Genomic DNA, 18,819 nt, shown 5'->3' with positions numbered 1-18,819 from the left:
GCTGCCAATAGGAATAAACGAAATTGATGGAGTAAAACTATGTGTGGAATTGTTGGTGCAGTAGCACAGCGTGATGTAGCCGAAATTTTAGTAGAAGGCCTTCGCCGCCTAGAATACCGAGGCTACGATTCAGCGGGTGTCGCTGTAGTTGATACCGAAGCTAACTTAACTCGTGTCCGCCGCCTTGGTAAAGTACAAGAGCTCGCTGACGCGGTAGACGAGCAACATGTGATTGGTGGTACAGGTATCGCTCACACTCGTTGGGCAACACACGGTGAGCCATCTGAAGCGAACGCCCACCCACACATGTCTGGTGATATTGCCGTTGTGCACAATGGCATTATCGAAAACCACGAAGCACTGCGCGCTATGCTGCAAGAGCGTGGCTACGTGTTTACTTCACAAACAGATACAGAAGTTATCGCTCACTTAGTTGAGTGGGAACTTCGCACTTCAGCTTCTTTGGTTGAAGCGCTACAGAAAACCGCAAAACAATTAGACGGCGCGTACGGCACGGTTGTTGTTGATCGTAAAGATCCTAGCCGTATCGTTGTGGCTCGTTCTGGTAGCCCTATCGTTATTGGTTTTGGTGTGGGTGAGAACTTCCTGGCATCAGACCAACTTGCACTGCTAAGTGTAACTCGTCGCTTCATGTACCTAGAAGAAGGTGATGTTGCTGAGGTTACTCGTCGTGATGTAACGGTATTTGATGTAGCGGGTGAGCGTGTAGATCGTGAAATCGTAGAATCAAACGCAGAACATGATGCTGGTGATAAAGGTCAATACCGTCACTTCATGCAGAAAGAGATCTTCGAACAGCCAACCGCGCTGATCAACACAATGGAAGGTCGTATCTCTGACACTTCGGTTATCACTAACGCGATTGGTGTTAAAGCGGAAGAGATCTTAAGCAAGGTTGAACATGTACAGATCATCGCATGTGGTACCTCTTATAACTCAGGCATGGCAGCTCGCTACTGGTTTGAATCTCTAGCTGGCGTAAGCTGTGACGTAGAGATCGCCTCTGAGTTCCGTTACCGTGACTTCGTTGTTCGCCCGAACAGCCTATTGGTGACTCTGTCTCAGTCTGGTGAAACTGCGGATACGCTTGCTGCACTTCGTCTTGCAAAAGAGAAGGGCTACATGTCAGCAATGACCATCTGTAACGTTGCCGGTTCTTCGCTGGTTCGTGAATCTGACTTTGCTTTTATGACTCGCGCAGGAACGGAGATCGGTGTTGCTTCTACGAAAGCGTTCACAACTCAACTAGCAGCAATGCTGATGATGGTTACTTCAATTGGTCGCCTACAAGGTCGTATCAATGAAGAGAAAGAAGCGGAAATCGTTCAAGCACTTCACCAACTGCCTGCTGATATCGAAAAAGCATTAGCGTTTGATAAAGAAATTGAAGCACTGGCACCTGATTTTGCTGATAAGCACCACACACTGTTCTTGGGGCGTGGTGAGTTCTACCCAATCGCGATGGAAGCGTCTCTTAAACTGAAAGAGATCTCTTACATCCACGCAGAAGCATACGCGGCTGGTGAGCTTAAGCACGGTCCTTTGGCTCTTATTGATGCAGATATGCCTGTAGTCGTTATTGCACCAAGCAACGACTTGCTAGAGAAGCTGAAATCGAACGTTGAAGAAGTCCGTGCTCGTGGCGGCCTGCTGTATGTATTTGCAGATGAAGCTGCTGGTTTCGAAAGCGATGAGAACATGAAGATTATCAAGATGCCTCACGTAAGTGAAGTAACGGCATCTATCTACTACACAGTACCAATGCAGCTGCTGTCTTACCATGTTGCGTTGATCAAAGGTACCGACGTTGACCAACCTCGTAATCTAGCGAAAGCGGTAACGGTTGAGTAAGTCGAATTTTCTCTTAGCGTTATTCATCTAGATTATAATGTTTGACTCTTTAAACCTCCTACTAAGTGTAACTTGGTAGGAGGTTTTTTTGATCAAGCGCATACAATGACTCAATGCGAAATATTAATCGTTATAATTGTATTATGCAGAATCTCGGGCAATTAGTTCAGGGCTTAAAATGACACTTTGTGGAACGCTATCTTTGCTTTCAAGTTGACTGATCAGCCGGTGTCCAGCTTCGCGCCCAATATCACGAACTGGCGTAGAAACAAAAGTTAGAGAAGGTTGGATCAATTCAGCTTCCGGCACATCATCAAAACCAATGATCGCAACTTGTTGGCCAATATAGTTATCTTTACCAACACTACGATTGGAACGATTAACACCGTAAACAGCCCCAAATGCTGTTGAAGAATAATGACAAAGTAAAGCGGTAATCTTTGGGTTTTTATTAATCAACTGATTGACGGCTTCTGCTGAAGCTGTTTGGCTTTTATCACACTCAATCACCCATTCAGGTTTAAATGGCAAGCCAAATTGCATTAATGTGCTGCAATAACCACCTAAACGCTCTGCTCGGCTTAACGAGTCAGATTGCCCTCCGACATAAGCAATTTGGCGGTGTCCCTGTTTGATAAGGTATTCGGTGGCAATTTTTGCCGCTTGCATATTATCTGGCCCAACAAAATCTATCTGCTGTCCTACCTTTGCTCGTGCCACACAAACAATGGGTACATTTAGTTCTTTTACTTTATCAATGTTAGGGACCCCGATATCACGGATTGGACAGAACACAATACCCCCAACGCCCTGCGCCACCATAGTTGCTATACATTGATCAAATTTGTCTTGGTTCGTTCCTGATTGGGCAAGAAAAAGCATGTAGCCTTTGTCTTCTAGCACTTCACTTAGACCTGCAGTAACTTCTGCATAATATGGGTCACTAATATCTCTTAAAATGAGTCCAATCAGTGCTGACTTTTGTGAGCGTAAATTGGACGCACTGCGATTCTTTATATAACCAAGCTCCTGTACTGCTTGATTGACTTTATCGATCGTTTCAGAAGAGATTCGTCCTTTTTCGCTAAGCACCATCGATACTGTTGTCACGGACACTCCCGCTTGCTCAGCGACATCCTTAATGTTTGCTTTTTTATTTATCATTACTCTTCTTTGCTTTAATTAGATAAAACGTTACACCTAGCCAACTCATTATCCCAGCGATGATTCTATTACTCTTCACTAGCATGTTGAAAAATACAACGATCACGATCACAATAAAAGTGGTAAAACGTTTCACCACAAATTTATCAGGTGTATTGTTGCGCCAGATAGAGCAGGCATTCACCCTTTGTACGCCATTTTGAATCGCCTCTATTGTTTTATTACATGCCGTATTAATTAGAGATTTTCTATGAAACAACAATCTAATAAATCCACTTTGTGGGAGTTCCTACAAAGCCTTGGTAAAACTTTCATGGTTCCCGTAGCCTTACTTGCGTTTTCAGGCATTTTGCTGGGTGTTGGTAGCTCTTTTTCTAGCTCTGCCCTAAAAGAGGCAATGCCCTTCTTTGACAACGTTCTACTCCAATACCTGTTCATATGGATGACTAAAATTGGTTTAGTTGCCTTTATTTACTTACCGGTAATGTTCGCTATTGCTATACCAATGGGCTTAGCACGTGAAGAGAAAGGGGTCGCTGCATTTTCAGGTCTAGTCGGCTATGCTGCACTAAACTTGTCTATCAATTTTTACCTAACCGTTAATGGTGTTTTAGGAAGTGACATTGAGCGTAAAGCTTATGGTGTGAAGTCAATTCTAGGTGTTGACTCAATTGATACGGGTATTCTAGGTGCGGTAATCGTTGGTATTATCGTGGCTAAACTACATGCTCGTTTCTATACCTTTAAAATGCCAGATGCTCTTGCATTCTTTGGTGGCGCGCGCTTTGTACCAATCATCTCAAGCATCACGCTAGGTCTTGTTGGCTTGCTTGTACCATTCGTATGGCCTTATTTCGCAGCTGGTATCAATGGCATTGGTTATGCTATCGCTGGCGCTGGCGATTTTGGACCTTTCCTATTTGGTGCGGGTGAACGCTTACTGCTTCCTATTGGTCTGCATCATATTCTCGTCGCACTTATCCGCTTTACTGAAGCTGGTGGTACAATGGAAGTATGTGGCGAAACCGTTTCTGGTGCTTTAAACATCTTCTACTCAGAATTAGCTTGTTCTGAAACTCAAGGCTTCACGCCATCAGTAACGGCGTTCTTATCTCAAGGTAAAATGCCAGCTTTCCTTGGTGGTCTTCCTGGTGCAGCTTTAGCTATGTACCACTGCGCGAAGGTGGAAAACCGAGGTAAAATCAAAGCACTATTGCTATCAGGCGTTGTTGCCTGTGTGGTAGGCGGTATTACAGAACCTCTTGAATTCCTATTCCTATTCGTTGCTCCTGTTCTCTACTTTGTTCATGCGATGCTAACTGGTTTTGGCTTCATGATCATGGGTATGCTTGATGTCACTATTGGTAACACTGATGGCAACATCATTGACTTCTTTGTCTTCGGTATTCTGCAAGGCACGGCAACTAAATGGTATCTAGTCCCTCTTGTTGCAGCTGTTTGGTTCACCGTCTACTACTTCGTATTCAAGTTCGCAATCATTAAGTTCAACCTGAAAACTCCTGGTCGTGAAACGGACGAAGCACCAGTATCAGAAGAAGCTGAAGCAATTTTGGCTACAGAAGGCGGCAAAGGCGGATTGATACTAGCTGCGCTAGGCGGAGCTGAAAACATCACTTCTCTTGATAACTGTATTACTCGACTACGCTTAACTGTTGCAGATATGAGCTTGGTTGATGATGCAAAACTGAAGTCGTACGGTGCTCTTGGTGTAGTCAAGCTTGATGAACATAGCCTTCAAGTTGTTATCGGTGCGCAAGTCCACCTAGTAAAAAATGAAATGCAATCTCTTATGACTGCAACTGCTTAATCCTAAGCGTTAAATAGCGGAGGTGTCCCCTCCGCTCATTCCTTTCGACATCATTTTTTTAGCTCAACTGAGCGACAGGCTACCTATGTTCAATTTCTCAGAACAAATCAACCGTAAAGGGACCTATTGCACACAATGGGACTATGTAGAAGACCGTTTTGGCCAAGCTGATTTACTCCCTTTTACTATATCTGATATGGATTTTGCAGCACCACCTGCGGTAATTGAAGCACTTAAAGCTCGTGTCGAGCATTCCGTATTTGGTTACAGTCGTTGGAATCATAGCGACTTTAAAAATGCCGTTACACAGTGGTTCAAGACTCGTTTTGATGCTGATTTGAATCAAGAGCATTTAGTTTATGGCCCATCCGTCATCTATATTGTTTCACAACTGATCCGCCACTGGAGTCAAAAAGGGCAAGGAATCATCATTCACACTCCTGCCTATGATGCTTTTGAAAATATGATTCTCGGCTTAGACCGTACCGTCGTAACAAACCCTCTACAAAAACCATCAACAGAGTTTCATATTGATTGGCAACAGTTTGAAACACAGCTATCTGATCCAAACAATACCGTTTTACTTCTATGCAGCCCGCATAACCCGACAGGAAAAGTATGGAGTAATGACGAACTCACTCGCATGGCTCAGCTATGCAAGAAATATGATGTTGCTGTTATTAGCGATGAAATTCATATGGATGTGAGCTTTAAATCACACACACCTTGGCAAGGCTTTGACATGGGTGAGCGATGGGCGCTCGTCAGTTCAGCCTCAAAGTCTTTTAATATTCCAGCCCTTAACGGCTCATACGCTTTCATTGCTGATAGTACTGCCCGCAACACTTACCTAAAAAACCTAAAAGAGGTTGATGGACTCTCATCTCCTTCCATCTTAGGCGTCATTGGATTAATCGCAGCCTATCAACATGGAGCAGCGTGGCTTGATGAGTTAAACGATTATCTTTATGCCAATCATCAATACGTCCAACAAACATTAGCTGAGCAACTTCCAAGCATCGGCTATCAAATACCTGATGCGACTTACTTAGCGTGGATAGATCTTTCTTCATTCAATTTAAACATGGATGCACTTAATCAAAACCTAATCGAAAAACACAAAGTTGCCATCATGCAAGGGAGCACCTATGGCATTGAAGGAAATCAATTTGTCCGCCTAAACCTTGGCTGCCCACGCAGCAAAGTCGAATTGGGCTTGAACGCTTTAATTTCATCAATCAAAGAGTTAACTCGATGAACACATACTCATTAGAAGCAAGGCAACAGCATTACCCATGGGGTTCCCACTTGCTTTATGGCCTATTTGGCTTGCAACAAGAAGAACGTCCTTTAGCAGAATTATGGTTGGGAAGTCATCCGGCGTTACCTTCTCAAATTCAGCTAAATGATCACACTTGGCAAAACCTAGATCTGTTTTTAGCGGACAAACCACTTAACTTTCTATTTAAAGTACTGAGTGCATCTCAACCGCTTTCACTACAAGTACACCCTAATAGCGAACACGCTAAAGATGGATTTGAGCGTGAGAATGCTCAAGGTATCCCACTAACGGCCGCGCACCGCAACTACAAAGATGCTAATGCAAAACCTGAGATGGTGATGGCCTTATCGCCTTTTAAGGTTATGGTCGGTTTTAGAGAATTAGAAGAGATTCGCGATAATTTTCGCTCAATCGAATCACCACATCTCGACAGCATCACAAACAGTGCGCATTTTGATCACCAATCAATGCTGCTTTCGTTGCTGCAATTAGCCGAACGTGAAAAGCAACAAGTTATTGAGAAAACGCTTGCGATTGCCATCACTCGTAATGCTCCAATGTGGCAACAAATTGTCGATCTTGCTCATTACTATCCGAGTGATATCGGTATCTTAGCGCCACTGTATTTGAACTGTTTAACGCTAAACCCTGGAGAAGCTATGTTTCTTCCAGCAGGTACCATCCATGCCTACACCAAAGGTACCTGCATAGAATTAATGGGTTGTTCAGACAACGTATTAAGAGCCGGATTAACACCTAAACACATTGATACCACGGAATTGATCACTTGTACGCAATTTGCTCCTTTCACCCCCGAAAAGCTAGCGGCGAGTATTATCAATCACGATCGTGTATTACAACCAACAGAGACCAATTTTGGTTTAGCATTGCGCCAAACCACTGAAGATAAGCAACCGCTTAATGTAGCGACTCGCTCCATTCTATTGGTCGCAAAAGGTAGAGCTCAACTTAATGACATCACTTTGTCTGCTGGACAATCTCTGCTTGTTGAACCGGGTACTTATCATGTATCTGGCGATGGTTTATTAGTTCGCGCTTTTGAGTCTGAATAGAAAAGGAGCCAATATAAACGTCGGATCCTTTTCTTCCCAATCCATCTCTAACTCACATTAGAGATGGATTTTAACTAACGCTAAACGCTTAAACCAACTCCCACTAGGCTACTTCAGGATTCAAGGTTACTCGTAATGATAGAGTTTTCATTTGAGCCAGTAGTAGTCCAACGAGAACGCAACCGCCGCCAATCAAATGGTACATCGTAGGTTGTTGACCAAGGAAAATAAGGCTAATTAGGACTGTAAACACAGGAACTAGATTCATGAATAATGTGGCTTGTGAAGCACCAATACGCTGCACACCTTGAAGCCAAAACCAAGGGGCAAGAACTGAAGCAAAAGCTGCAGCAAAAAGCACCATAGGAAAAGCATCAATTGCGACTAGGTAGGAGTCACTGCTCAGTAATAAGGGTAATTGAAGCAGGGCACCAATTACGACTTGGCAAAAAACAGACGTCCAAGGCTTTAATGGCAGTTTCCATTTATTAAGTAAAACTGAGTAAAGAGCGTAGGCCAAGCTAGAGATAAGCATTAAACCATCACCTTGCTTTATGCCATCAGACAGCAAAGTTACAGGATTACCTTCACTCAACATATACGTTAACCCTGAGAGAGAGATTACGGCGCCAAATAGTGCCTGTTTTTTCAATTTGCTGCCCAATAGTGGAACAGCAAGAAACAATCCAAACAACGGCATTAATGATAAGAAGACCGCTATATTTGTCGCACTAGTCGTATGGGCTGCGTAATACGCAAGGCATTGATTAAGCACCATACCGAGTGAAGCCAAAATCGTTAATTTTAATATGAGTGGCTTTATCTGCTCTCGCTGTTGCCATACTGGCTTAATGCAAAATGGCAATAGGATTAACAGCGCAAAAAACCAACGATAGAAAGCTATGGCACCAGGCTCTATCACACTGGTTGCTAATTTACTGATTACAGCATTTGCTGCCCATATAAATACGGCGGCAATAGGAAATAAAATATTCATAATAATCTCTGTTATGGGGACTGGTTTCGAAAGAGCAACTAACAGAATTGTCACATCAACGAAGGGGAAAGCTGTATGCCGTTCACGACAGAGAACATAGCTAACACGACAGGCAAAACATTTATACCGCGACTGGATGAAACGCTCCCTACTGATGTGTTTTTTCATTATTTTTTTCTTGAGGCGCAAACCGAAACTCTGCCTCATTCACACGCTTGGGGGCAGTTGCATCTAATCAAACAAGGTGTACTTGAGATGGAAGTCGATAAGCAAAAAATGGTTTGTCCCGCCAACTACGCAATTTGGACCCCAGCACAGCAGCAGCATCGTGCTTTTAATCGAAGTGATGTAGAGTATTGCGCTATTAATATTGCTTTAAGTATTAGCCCAAGCCTACCTAAGCAGGCTTGTATGATCCCTCTAACACCACTATTAAGAGCAATAATAGATGATTTAGTAGAACGAAAAACAACGGCTGTGTTGACCGAGGAAGATAGGTGCTTAAGCCATGTGCTAATGGAAAGACTCGCGAAAACTGAGCCCATAGAAAATTACCTTCCTTCGAGTAATGACAAATTACTCGCACCTATTTTGGCTCACCTTCTGGAGGATCCTTCCGATAGCTCCAGTTTAGAGACATGGGCAAAGCGTGTATTTAGTACTGAGCGAACGCTTGCTCGACGTTTTCAAAAAGAGCTAAGAATGAGTTTTAATGATTGGCGCCAACGAGCAAAGTTAGTCAAAGCTATGACATTATTGAAGGAATCTATATCAATCAACGAAATTGCTTTCCTACTGGGTTATAGTCAAGGGTCATCTTTTATTAAAATGTTTCGTAAGCTAACCGGAGTAACGCCAGAGCAATTTAGGAAACAACATCAACAGCATTGATTTTTGAAAGGATTAGAAATTTGGATGCTATGCCTTAAAAGCTTCCTTGGCTGACGAGCTTTCTACGATGAGAGCAACAGGTTTTAAAACACGTGAGCTCGCCTAATTGTTGTTTAAGTATGCTTTGGTTGATATGCATAGTCCATGTGCGAACTATTCTTGGAATAGTCTGACGGTGAATCAATAAATTTTTCGCTACAGAGAACTATTAGGGGAAGGTGATTCCGCTTAAGAGGTAAGGTTTAAGTGTTATTGTTGGTACGCGTTTATTTAAAAAATAAAGCAGTAGTTTAGCTAATATTCCTCTTTACATTGATGGTTCTAAAGTTTCTATTACAGACTAAATTATTTAATTTCAACGAGTAAAATAATTATGATTTAGATTAATTAGGTGATTCTCTCGTTTATGAACTTGTAGTGAGTTTCGACCTTTAATGTTCATCAACTTTCTCACATAGTTGAGTAGTGAAAGATTACAGAGAAAAAGCTCTAATTTTTATAGTCTTTCGACACATAGATAACAAGAAGCCCATCCAGTGATGGGCTTTTTTGTACCTGTTAATTTTTTGATGCTGCATGAGACTTTAATATCTCGGTGTCGCTACCTTGATTAAGCGTTAAGAGCTTGCTCTAGGTCAGCCAAGATATCTTCGATGTGCTCAATGCCGACTGAAAGGCGAATCATCTCTGGTGATACTCCGGCTTGTTTCTGTTCAGCTTCGCTTAATTGACGGTGTGTTGTAGAAGCAGGGTGACAAGCCAGAGACTTGGCATCACCAATGTTCACTAAACGCTTGAAGATTTGTAGCGCGTCGTAGAAGCGGACACCAGCTTCATAACCGTCCTTCAAACCAAAAGACAGAATAGCCGATGGTTTACCCTGCATGTATTTTTCAGCAAGCGGGTAGAATTCTGAGCTAGGCAGACCAGCGTAGCTTACCCAACTGACTTTTTCGTGTTGGCTGAGGTATTCTGCCACTTTCAATGCGTTTTCTGTGTGTCGCTCCATGCGTAACGACAACGTCTCCAAACCTTGCATCAACATGAAAGCATTCATGGGTGACAGTGCTGCACCTGTATTGCGTAGTGGAACCGTTCTAGCGCGACCAATAAATGCAGCCTCACCAAAGGCTTCGGTATAAACCACGCCATGATAAGAAGGCTCTGGCTGATTAAACACAGGGAAGCGGTCCTTGTGCTGTGCCCATGGGAATTTACCTGAGTCGACAATCACGCCACCTAACGTTGTACCGTGACCACCCACGTATTTGGTTAGTGAGTGCACCACGATGTCGGCACCAAAATCGATAGGTTTACACAGCACAGGCGTTGCCACCGTATTATCAACAATTACAGGCACACCTTGTGCGTGAGCAAGTTCTGCAACACGCTCTAAGTCGATAATATTACCTGCTGGGTTACCAATACTTTCACAGTAAACCGCCTTAGTTTTTTCATCGATCAGTGCCGCTAAGCTTTCAGGTTTGTCGTCTTTAGCAAAACGAACTTCAATTCCTTGGTTTGGCAGCATGTGAGCAAATAGAGTGTAAGTACCACCGTAAAGCTGAGGCGTTGAAACAATGTTGTCACCTATTTGTGCCAACGTCTGAATCGCGTAGTTGATCGCAGCACTGCCCGCACTCACGACTAAGCCTGCAATCCCACCTTCTAAGGCCGCCATGCGTTTTTCTAACACGTCATTGGTTGGATTCATTATCCGTGTGTAGATATTACCTGGCACCGCAAGGTTGAAGAGATCGGCGCCGTGTTGTGCGTCATCGAATTCGTACGCGACGGTTTGATAAATAGGTGTGGCAACCGATTTGGTTGTTGGATCAGTGTCGTAACCGAAGTGAATCGAGAGTGTTTCGTCTTTCATGAGTCTTCCCTGAACTATTGAATGATTTGTGTACACTCATATTGCCGATTTTTTTATAAAAGAAAAGTATGTTTAGTCACAGAGAGGCAATTGGAATTGTATGCGGGACGATTCGATATTGGTTAGGAAGTGCAGGGCGTGAGTTGTACAGATTTAGAAAAGCAAAAAGCCAGAGCAGCATGAACTGTTCTGGCTTTTCTAATTTGGTGGCCCCTCCCAGATTTGAACTGGGGACCGAACGATTATGAGTCGTGCGCTCTAACCACTGAGCTAAGGGGCCGTAGGGCATAGATTATAGGGGAAGCATTCAGTGGTGTCTAGACACTATAAGGGGCAATTCCGCTTACATCTTAGCCACTTAAATCACACAGATAAAAAAAGGTGAGCCAACGCTCACCTTTTCTTATTTATGCTTAAAAGCTAACCACACTAAAGCGTGTGATTACTCGTCTAGGAAGCTACGCAGAGTTTCTGAGCGGCTTGGGTGACGAAGTTTACGCAGTGCTTTTGCTTCGATCTGACGGATACGTTCACGAGTTACGTCGAACTGCTTGCCCACTTCTTCAAGAGTGTGGTCAGTGTTCATGTCGATACCGAAACGCATACGCAGTACTTTAGCTTCACGAGGTGTTAGGCCAGCAAGAACGTCTTTAGTTGCACCGCGTAGGCTTGTTGCCGTTGCAGAGTCTAAAGGTAGTTCTAGCGTTGTATCCTCGATGAAATCACCTAGGTGCGAATCTTCGTCGTCACCGATTGGTGTCTCCATTGAGATTGGCTCTTTAGCGATTTTCAGTACTTTACGGATCTTGTCTTCAGGCATTTGCATGCGTTCAGCCAGTTCTTCCGGAAGTGGTTCACGACCCATCTCTTGTAGCATTTGACGAGAGATACGGTTTAGTTTGTTGATCGTTTCGATCATGTGAACCGGAATACGGATAGTACGAGCTTGGTCGGCAATCGAACGAGTGATTGCTTGACGGATCCACCAAGTAGCGTAAGTAGAGAACTTATAACCACGACGGTATTCAAACTTATCTACGGCTTTCATCAGACCGATGTTACCTTCTTGGATTAGATCCAGGAATTGTAGACCACGGTTTGTGTACTTCTTAGCAATCGAGATTACTAGACGTAAGTTCGCTTCAACCATCTCTTTCTTCGCACGACGAGCTTTCGCTTCACCGATAGACATACGACGGCTGATATCTTTGATGCTTTGAACAGTAAGAGACGTTTCACGTTCGATCATATCCAGTTTTTGGATAGAGCGACGGATGTCGTGCTCGTTACGTTTGATCTTTTCTGCATATGGCTTGTCTGAAGCAAGAACTTCATCCAACCATGCTTCGCTAGATTCGTTACCAGTAAATAGAGCAATGAAAGATTTCTTCGGCATTTTGCCGTACTCAACCGTTTGACGCATGATTAGACGTTCTTGAGTACGTACGCGATCCATAGAGTTACGCAGTTCGTTTACTAGGTAATCAAACTGTTTTGGTGTTAGACGGAACTCTTTGAATACGTCTTGCATCATTGTCGTTGCAAGCGTTGCTTTCGGGCTTTCATGGCCGTACTCGTTGATCGCTAGCTGACGGTTCTGGTAGCTAGTACGAAGCGCTGTGAACTTCTCAAGAGCAAGCTCAGGATCGATACCTGTATCTTCTTCTTCCTCTTCCTCGTCGTCTTCAGCGTCTTCTTTGTCTTCGTCTTCCAGATCAGTTTCAGCAAGTTCTGAACCGATGTGAGTCGCCGTTGGCGCAGCTGTGCCATCGTCGTCTGGGTCAACAAAGCCATTGATTAGGTCTGTTAAGCGAATCTCTTCTGCTTGTACGCGGTCAAACTGTTCCAAGATGTATGGAATAGTGCCTGGGTACTCAGCAACCGATAGTTGAACTGTATTGATACCATCTTCAATACGTTTCGCAATGTCGATTTCGCCTTCACGAGTCAGTAGTTCAACCGTACCCATTTCACGCATGTACATACGAACTGGGTCAGTAGTACGGCCAATCTCGCTTTCTACGCTTGAAAGCGCAGCAGCTGCAGCTTCGGCTGCATCTTCATCTATATTGGCATCGTCATCATTAAGTGCTAGATCATCAGCATCAGGTGCAGTTTCAACTACCTTGATACCCATGTCGTTGATCATTTGAATGATGTCTTCTACCTGTTCAGAATCCACGATTTCTGCAGGTAGGTGGTCGTTTACTTCGGCGTAGGTCAGATAGCCTTGTTCCTTGCCTTTAATAACAAGTAATTTTAGCTGTGACTGCGGATTTTGATCCATAGATGATATCCAACTTCAGGTCTGGTGAAGGACGTTGCATTCTCAAATGCAAACCAATTATGTTAACAAATTTATTAAATGCTGACTAATCAAACAGGGTTACGCTTTTAGATCTAGCATTAAAGCTAGTAGCTCCCTTTTTTCTTCGGCTGATAAACCGACGCTTCTTGCTTTGGCCTGCAGGTTTTCAATTTGTTTTTCAACGCACTGGGCAAGTATGTTGTCCAATGAGTCTAAAAATATGTCTTCTTGATTGTCTTCGTCGAGGGGGATTTCCCAGCTCGCGAGACGAGACAGAAGAGCCTCATGTTTATTGTGTCGCCAATGCTCTAATAATTGGCCTGTGTTGATATGGGGATGCTCGTGGCATTTATCAAGTACTTCGACGAATAAACTTAGTCCAGGCAACTGTAAGCCTTTGACACTTGATAAATCCGGTACCATATCAGCATAGCTCGGATTTTGGATAAGCAAAGCGATAACTTCACGCATTGGAGTGCGCTTCAGCTCTTTATGCGGTTGAGGTGTCGGGTTCTGTGTATGAACTCGCGCACGTCGTAATTGGTTATCAAATCCAGTCCGCTCATCGAGCAGTTTTTCGAGCAATTCTTGGAAGTAACTGTCAGGAATTTTGTTAATCAAGGCGCTAGCGTGTGCTCGCAGTGCTGATTTCCCTTCGGTTGTTCCCAAGTTCAACTTGTGTATTTCAATCAGGTTATCGAACAAATAAGTTGAAAGCGGCGTCGCATTATGAACAAGCTGTTCGAAAGCGGCTTTGCCGTGTTCTCTTATATAGCTATCTGGGTCTTCACCGTCTGGCAAGAATAGAAACTTAAGCGTGTTACCTGTTTTCAGGTACTCAAGCGCATTTTCTAGTGCGCGCCATGCCGCTTCTTTACCTGCTCGGTCACCATCGTAACAACAAACCACAGTACTGGTTTGACGGAACAGCATTTGAATGTGGTCACCAGTTGTCGAGGTGCCCAGTGATGCTACTGAGTAATCAACACCATATTGCGCGAGTGCTACGACATCCATGTAGCCTTCAACCACAAGGACTTGCGGCGGTTCACGGTATGCTTGTAACACTTCATAAAGGCCGTAAAGCTCTTTACCTTTATGGAAGATAGGCGTTTCTGGTGAATTGAGATATTTTGGTGTGCCGTCTTCTAATACACGACCACCAAAACCAATCACACGACCACGACGATCGCGAATCGGGAACATCACTCGTCCACGGAATCGGTCGTATCGGTTGCCTTTATCATTCTCTATTAACATGCCGCCAGTCACGAGCATGTCTTGGGCTTCTTTCTGTTGGCCAAAGTTCTTACGAACTAAGTCCCACTCATCGGCCACATAACCAATGCCAAATTTCTGGACGATTTCGCCAGACAGACCGCGATTCTTTAGGTAATCAATCGCAGGTTTGTTGGCTGATATTTTCAGTTGAGAGCGGTAAAAATTACTGATGCCGCCCATCAAATCGTAGAGGTTACGTTTTTGTTCGCTGTTGGCTCTTGGTGCTGTTGATATCTCGCCGCTGCGCTGCTCTCTAGGAACATCAAGGCCTAAGAAAGAGGCAAGCTCTTCAATAGCTTCAACAAAATCGAGACGTTCGAACTCCATAATGAAGTCGATAGCATTACCGTGTACGCCACAACCAAAGCAGTGATAAAACTGTTTTTCTTGGCTTACGCTAAAAGAAGGGGTCTTTTCGTTGTGGAATGGGCAACAAGCACCATAGTTTTTGCCTTTTTTCTTAAGTTTCACGCGTGCGTCCACAATGTCGACAATGTCGAGACGCGCTAGGAGATCATCGATGAAACTACGCGGGATGTGTCCTGCCATAAAACCTTAGAAAAATGCACTAACTGAGAGTGTGGATAATAATAGTTTGAATAGGTTACAGATACAAACAAGCCGTGCGTTCCGAAGGATTGCACGGCTTGTTGCAATTTGATTTGGGATTAAGCGAGTTTAGAACGAACTAAACCACTAACTTTACCCATATCTGCACGCCCTTGAATTTGTGGTTTCAAGATAGCCATTACTTTACCCATGTCTTGCATGCCCGCTGGTTGAGCTTCGGCGATTGCGCTATCAAGTAGTGCAATAACTTCTTCATCAGTTAGCGGTTGAGGCATAAAGCCTTCAAGTACCGTAATTTCTGCTTTTTCCACGTCAGCAAGATCTTGACGATTTGCCGATTCATATTGAGCAACAGAATCGCGACGTTGCTTAACCATTTTAACTAATACAGCAAGAATGTCGTCGTCGTTCAGAGTGATCCGTTCGTCAACTTCACGTTGCTTAATTGCTGAAAGAGCTAAGCGGATAGTGCCAAGGCGCGGTTTGTCCTTGGCTTTCATCGCTAATTTTTGCTCTTCTTTGAGTTGTTCAATAAGAGCCATAACTCAGTCCTTATGGATTAAGTTATTAGTACAGGCGAACGCGACGTGCGTTTTCGCGAGCTAGCTTCTTAGCGTGACGCTTTTGAGCTGCTGCTTTAGCGCGTTTGCGAACTGTAGTTGGCTTTTCGTAGTGCTCGCGACGGCGAACTTCAGAAAGGATACCTGCTTTTTCACAAGAGCGCTTGAAACGACGTAGTGCAACGTCGAACGGTTCGTTTTCACGTACTTTAACTATTGGCATATGCCTTTCACCTCAGGGGTTATTCATTATCGCTGGCTACTCAGTACCAAATCAGAGAAGTTACCCATCGAGCTAACTCTCTATTCGTGTTTGGCCATTAACCAGCTTGATCAAAAATGGTGCGGAATTTTAATCCGATCACAGTGGCTTTGTAAAGCACTTTGTCGATTATAGTCTGTACAATATTTGTTTGAAGAGCTTAGGCAGGGTAATATTGCGCTAATTTCCCATTTTAGACGAAAGCGTGCCGAGAAAATTATGCGCATTATTGGTATTGAAACCTCTTGTGATGAAACAGGAATCGCAATTTATGATGATGAGCAGGGGTTGCTTTCTCATCAATTATATAGCCAAGTAAAACTGCACGCCGATTACGGTGGTGTGGTACCTGAGCTTGCTTCACGTGACCACGTGAAAAAGACCATTCCACTGATTAAAGCCGCTTTAGCGGAAGCTAACTTAACATCGAAAGATATTGATGGCGTGGCTTACACGGCAGGCCCGGGGTTAGTTGGCGCGTTGCTGGTTGGCGCAACGATTGGCCGCAGTATTGCTTACGCTTGGGGCGTACCCGCTGTACCTGTTCACCACATGGAAGGTCACCTACTAGCGCCAATGCTAGAAGATAACCCACCGCCGTTCCCATTTGTTGCGCTGCTGGTTTCTGGCGGTCACACCATGATGGTTGAAGTGAAAGGGATTGGTGAATACAAGATCCTTGGCGAATCGATTGATGATGCGGCGGGCGAAGCCTTTGATAAAACGGCTAAGCTGATGGGCTTAGATTACCCTGGTGGTCCGCTGCTTTCTCGATTAGCAGAGAAAGGCACGCCAGGTCGCTTTAAGTTCCCGCGTCCAATGACCGATCGCCCAGGCCTAGACATGAGCTTCTCTGGTCTAAAAACATTTGCAGCGAATACGATTCGTGACAATGATAACGATGATCAAACTCGCGCGGACATTGCTTACGCATTCCAAGAAGCGGTTTGTGGTACCTTGGTAATCAAGTGTAAGCGTGCCTTGGAACAGACAGGCATGAAACGTATAGTGATTGCTGGTGGTGTAAGCGCAAATAAGCAACTGCGTGTTGAGCTTGAAGCGCTTGCTAAGAAAATTGGTGGTGAGGTTTACTACCCACGTACTGAGTTCTGTACCGATAACGGTGCAATGATTGCTTATGCCGGTATGCAGCGCCTGAAAAATGGCGAGACTGCAGATCTTTCAGTTCAAGCAACACCACGTTGGCCGATTGACCAATTAGAGCCAATTGCTTAATACATCAAGATGTTTCGATAAACGGTCGCCTAGTGCGGCCGTTTTTATATCCTAGCTTACCGACTATATGTCGATAAATTATTGCTGATAGAGATTAGGGAAGAAGATGAACAAGTTCACTGTAGACAATCAATCGATGGCGTACCTAGATGAAGGTGAGGGCCCGGTTGTTGTATTGGGTCACAGCTACCTTTGGGATAGCGCAATGTGGAAGCCACAGATTGAGGCGTTGAAAACTCAGTACCGTTGTATTGTGCCTGAGCTTTGGTCTCATGGTGAATCTGAAGCGGCACCGAGTGCAATGCGTAACCTGAAAGATTACGCTCAACATGTTTTGGCACTGCTTGATCACCTAAACATCGATAAGTTTTCAGTTGTTGGTTTATCGGTTGGTGGTATGTGGGGAACGGAGCTTGCCGAATTAGCGCCTGCACGAATCAAGTCTTTGGTACTTATGGATACCTTTGTTGGTTTAGAGCCAGAAGTTGCGCACGCTAAATACTTCAGCATGCTAGACACCATTTCTCAAACTAAGATGGTTCCTCAACCGATTGTTGAAGCGGTTGTCCCACTGTTCTTTGCCAATGATGCTCAAACCAATACGCCAACTTTAGTGGAAGGTTTTACTCAGCAGTTATCTGCTCTTGAGGGCGAGAACGCTGAAGAAGTGGCTCGAATTGGTCGAATGGTGTTTGGACGTCGAGATATGATTGAGTCGGTAGAGAACTTTGCTCTGCCTGTTTTGATTGCTGTAGGACAAGAAGATAAACCACGTCCGGTACTTGAGTCATACTTAATGCACGATTGCATTACGGGCAGTGAATTAGTGGTGATTCCTGGCGCTGGTCATATTAGTTCGTTAGAGCAACCAGAGTTTGTGAACACAATGCTGAAGACGTTTTTAGATAAGCACCTGCTGTAACCTTCTTATCCTTAAAATGATCGGCTTAAACCTGTATATTCAAACGGATATATAAGGTTAAGCCGATTTTTTTGTCCGAGTTTTGGCTCACTGCCATCGAGTAGGCGACGGATATTCTGATGGTGACGTAGCACAATCAAACAACACAACATGGCTACAGGCAGTGTGTATTGAGGTTTGACTAACCAAGCGTAGAAAGGTGCGAGCAACACAGTAACCAGTGCCGCTAAAGAAGAGTAACGAAACAAAAAAGCCACAATCAACCAAGTCGCCATGATCATACCGGTTAGATCGAATCCTATTGGGGCGATAGCGCCGAGTGCAGTTGCGACGCCTTTACCACCTTTAAAGTGGAAGAATATTGGGTACATATGGCCAAGACAAGCAGCAATCGCCACTACACCTAAAATGATCGAGTCGATATTGAGGTAGTAGCCAAGCCAGACAGGGATGGTGCCTTTCAGCATGTCACACAGGAGGACAGCAGCAGCTGCGCCTTTGCCGCCAACGCGCAGTACATTGGTGGCTCCAGGGTTATTGGAGCCTACCGTTCTTGGATCAGGAAGTCTTAAGACTCGGCATATCAAGACCGCACTAGAGATTGAACCTAGCAAATAGGCTGCAATGATCATGATTAGTGCCAATGGGGTCATGTCTTTCCTTAAACGGTTATAAGCCTAGCGATGGGAAAATA

The 18,819-nt window shown here is 44.2% G+C and carries 15 protein-coding genes and 1 tRNA gene; 7 read left to right on the top strand and 9 right to left on the bottom strand.

Going from position 1 to position 18,819, the window contains the following annotated elements; genetic code table 11:
* The first annotated feature begins 39 nt into the window (after positions 1 to 39).
* On the top strand, positions 40 to 1,872 hold the full coding sequence (glmS, locus tag AB8613_RS06545; RefSeq protein ID WP_372384676.1) for a glutamine--fructose-6-phosphate transaminase (isomerizing): 1,833 nt from the start codon (positions 40 to 42) through the stop codon (positions 1,870 to 1,872).
* Positions 1,873 to 2,013: 141 nt separating this feature from the next.
* On the opposite strand, the gene AB8613_RS06540 is transcribed toward glmS, so the two are convergent.
* The gene (locus AB8613_RS06540) at positions 2,014 to 3,036 is read right to left on the bottom strand and encodes a Mal regulon transcriptional regulator MalI (RefSeq protein ID WP_372384675.1); all 1,023 of its coding nucleotides are present in this window, start codon (positions 3,034 to 3,036) and stop codon (positions 2,014 to 2,016) included.
* A 250-nt stretch (positions 3,037 to 3,286) separates the two neighbouring features.
* Between AB8613_RS06540 and malX the strand changes: the two genes are divergently transcribed.
* The 3 genes from malX to manA all read left to right on the top strand — a co-directional run bounded on the left by malX (position 3,287) and on the right by manA (position 7,219).
* Positions 3,287 to 4,864, top strand: coding sequence for a maltose/glucose-specific PTS transporter subunit IIBC (gene malX / locus AB8613_RS06535; RefSeq protein ID WP_372384674.1), 1,578 nt, complete (start codon positions 3,287 to 3,289; stop codon positions 4,862 to 4,864).
* 85 nt (positions 4,865 to 4,949) lie between these two features.
* Entirely contained in the window at positions 4,950 to 6,122 is a 1,173-nt protein-coding gene (locus AB8613_RS06530) for a MalY/PatB family protein (RefSeq protein WP_372384673.1), read from the top strand.
* On the top strand, positions 6,119 to 7,219 hold the full coding sequence (manA, locus tag AB8613_RS06525) for a mannose-6-phosphate isomerase, class I (protein ID WP_372384672.1): 1,101 nt from the start codon (positions 6,119 to 6,121) through the stop codon (positions 7,217 to 7,219). The genes AB8613_RS06530 and manA overlap by 4 nt, the downstream gene beginning before the upstream one ends.
* A gap of 103 nt (positions 7,220 to 7,322) precedes the next feature.
* On the opposite strand, the gene AB8613_RS06520 is transcribed toward manA, so the two are convergent.
* Complete coding sequence (locus tag AB8613_RS06520) at positions 7,323 to 8,216, bottom strand: DMT family transporter (protein WP_372384671.1); 894 nt, start codon at positions 8,214 to 8,216, stop codon at positions 7,323 to 7,325.
* A 75-nt stretch (positions 8,217 to 8,291) separates the two neighbouring features.
* Here AB8613_RS06520 and AB8613_RS06515 point away from each other — a divergent pair, with 75 nt between their 5' ends.
* Positions 8,292 to 9,107, top strand: a complete 816-nt coding sequence (locus AB8613_RS06515) for a helix-turn-helix transcriptional regulator (protein ID WP_372384670.1) — start codon at positions 8,292 to 8,294, stop codon at positions 9,105 to 9,107.
* A gap of 610 nt (positions 9,108 to 9,717) precedes the next feature.
* Here AB8613_RS06515 and AB8613_RS06510 read toward each other — a convergent pair.
* From AB8613_RS06510 to rpsU, 6 genes are all read right to left on the bottom strand, one after another.
* The gene (locus AB8613_RS06510) at positions 9,718 to 10,986 is read right to left on the bottom strand and encodes an O-acetylhomoserine aminocarboxypropyltransferase/cysteine synthase family protein (protein WP_372384669.1); all 1,269 of its coding nucleotides are present in this window, start codon (positions 10,984 to 10,986) and stop codon (positions 9,718 to 9,720) included.
* 204 nt (positions 10,987 to 11,190) lie between these two features.
* Positions 11,191 to 11,266: transfer RNA gene (locus AB8613_RS06505), tRNA-Ile, on the bottom strand.
* 162 nt (positions 11,267 to 11,428) lie between these two features.
* Positions 11,429 to 13,273 (bottom strand): RNA polymerase sigma factor RpoD, encoded by a 1,845-nt coding sequence (gene rpoD / locus AB8613_RS06500; RefSeq protein ID WP_017061407.1) that lies wholly within the window; start codon positions 13,271 to 13,273, stop codon positions 11,429 to 11,431.
* 99 nt (positions 13,274 to 13,372) lie between these two features.
* Positions 13,373 to 15,124, bottom strand: coding sequence for a DNA primase (dnaG, locus tag AB8613_RS06495; protein ID WP_372384668.1), 1,752 nt, complete (start codon positions 15,122 to 15,124; stop codon positions 13,373 to 13,375).
* 119 nt (positions 15,125 to 15,243) lie between these two features.
* Positions 15,244 to 15,687, bottom strand: coding sequence for a GatB/YqeY domain-containing protein (locus AB8613_RS06490; protein WP_017069475.1), 444 nt, complete (start codon positions 15,685 to 15,687; stop codon positions 15,244 to 15,246).
* Between the two features lie 25 nt (positions 15,688 to 15,712).
* The gene (gene rpsU, locus AB8613_RS06485; RefSeq protein ID WP_004396009.1) at positions 15,713 to 15,928 is read right to left on the bottom strand and encodes a 30S ribosomal protein S21; all 216 of its coding nucleotides are present in this window, start codon (positions 15,926 to 15,928) and stop codon (positions 15,713 to 15,715) included.
* Between the two features lie 258 nt (positions 15,929 to 16,186).
* Here rpsU and tsaD point away from each other — a divergent pair, with 258 nt between their 5' ends.
* A complete protein-coding gene (gene tsaD, locus AB8613_RS06480; protein ID WP_017629386.1) occupies positions 16,187 to 17,203 on the top strand; it encodes a tRNA (adenosine(37)-N6)-threonylcarbamoyltransferase complex transferase subunit TsaD in 1,017 nt (338 codons plus the stop codon).
* 106 nt (positions 17,204 to 17,309) lie between these two features.
* Positions 17,310 to 18,125, top strand: coding sequence for an alpha/beta fold hydrolase (locus tag AB8613_RS06475; RefSeq protein ID WP_372384667.1), 816 nt, complete (start codon positions 17,310 to 17,312; stop codon positions 18,123 to 18,125).
* A gap of 11 nt (positions 18,126 to 18,136) precedes the next feature.
* Here the strand turns inward: AB8613_RS06475 and plsY are convergent, their stop codons facing one another.
* Complete coding sequence (gene plsY, locus AB8613_RS06470) at positions 18,137 to 18,778, bottom strand: glycerol-3-phosphate 1-O-acyltransferase PlsY (protein WP_372384666.1); 642 nt, start codon at positions 18,776 to 18,778, stop codon at positions 18,137 to 18,139.
* Positions 18,779 to 18,819 lie beyond the last annotated feature (41 nt).

This window comes from Vibrio sp. BS-M-Sm-2, assembly GCF_041504345.1.
GTDB lineage: Bacteria > Pseudomonadota > Gammaproteobacteria > Enterobacterales > Vibrionaceae > Vibrio > Vibrio satsumensis.
This window is presented reverse-complemented; position numbering and strand designations above follow the sequence as displayed.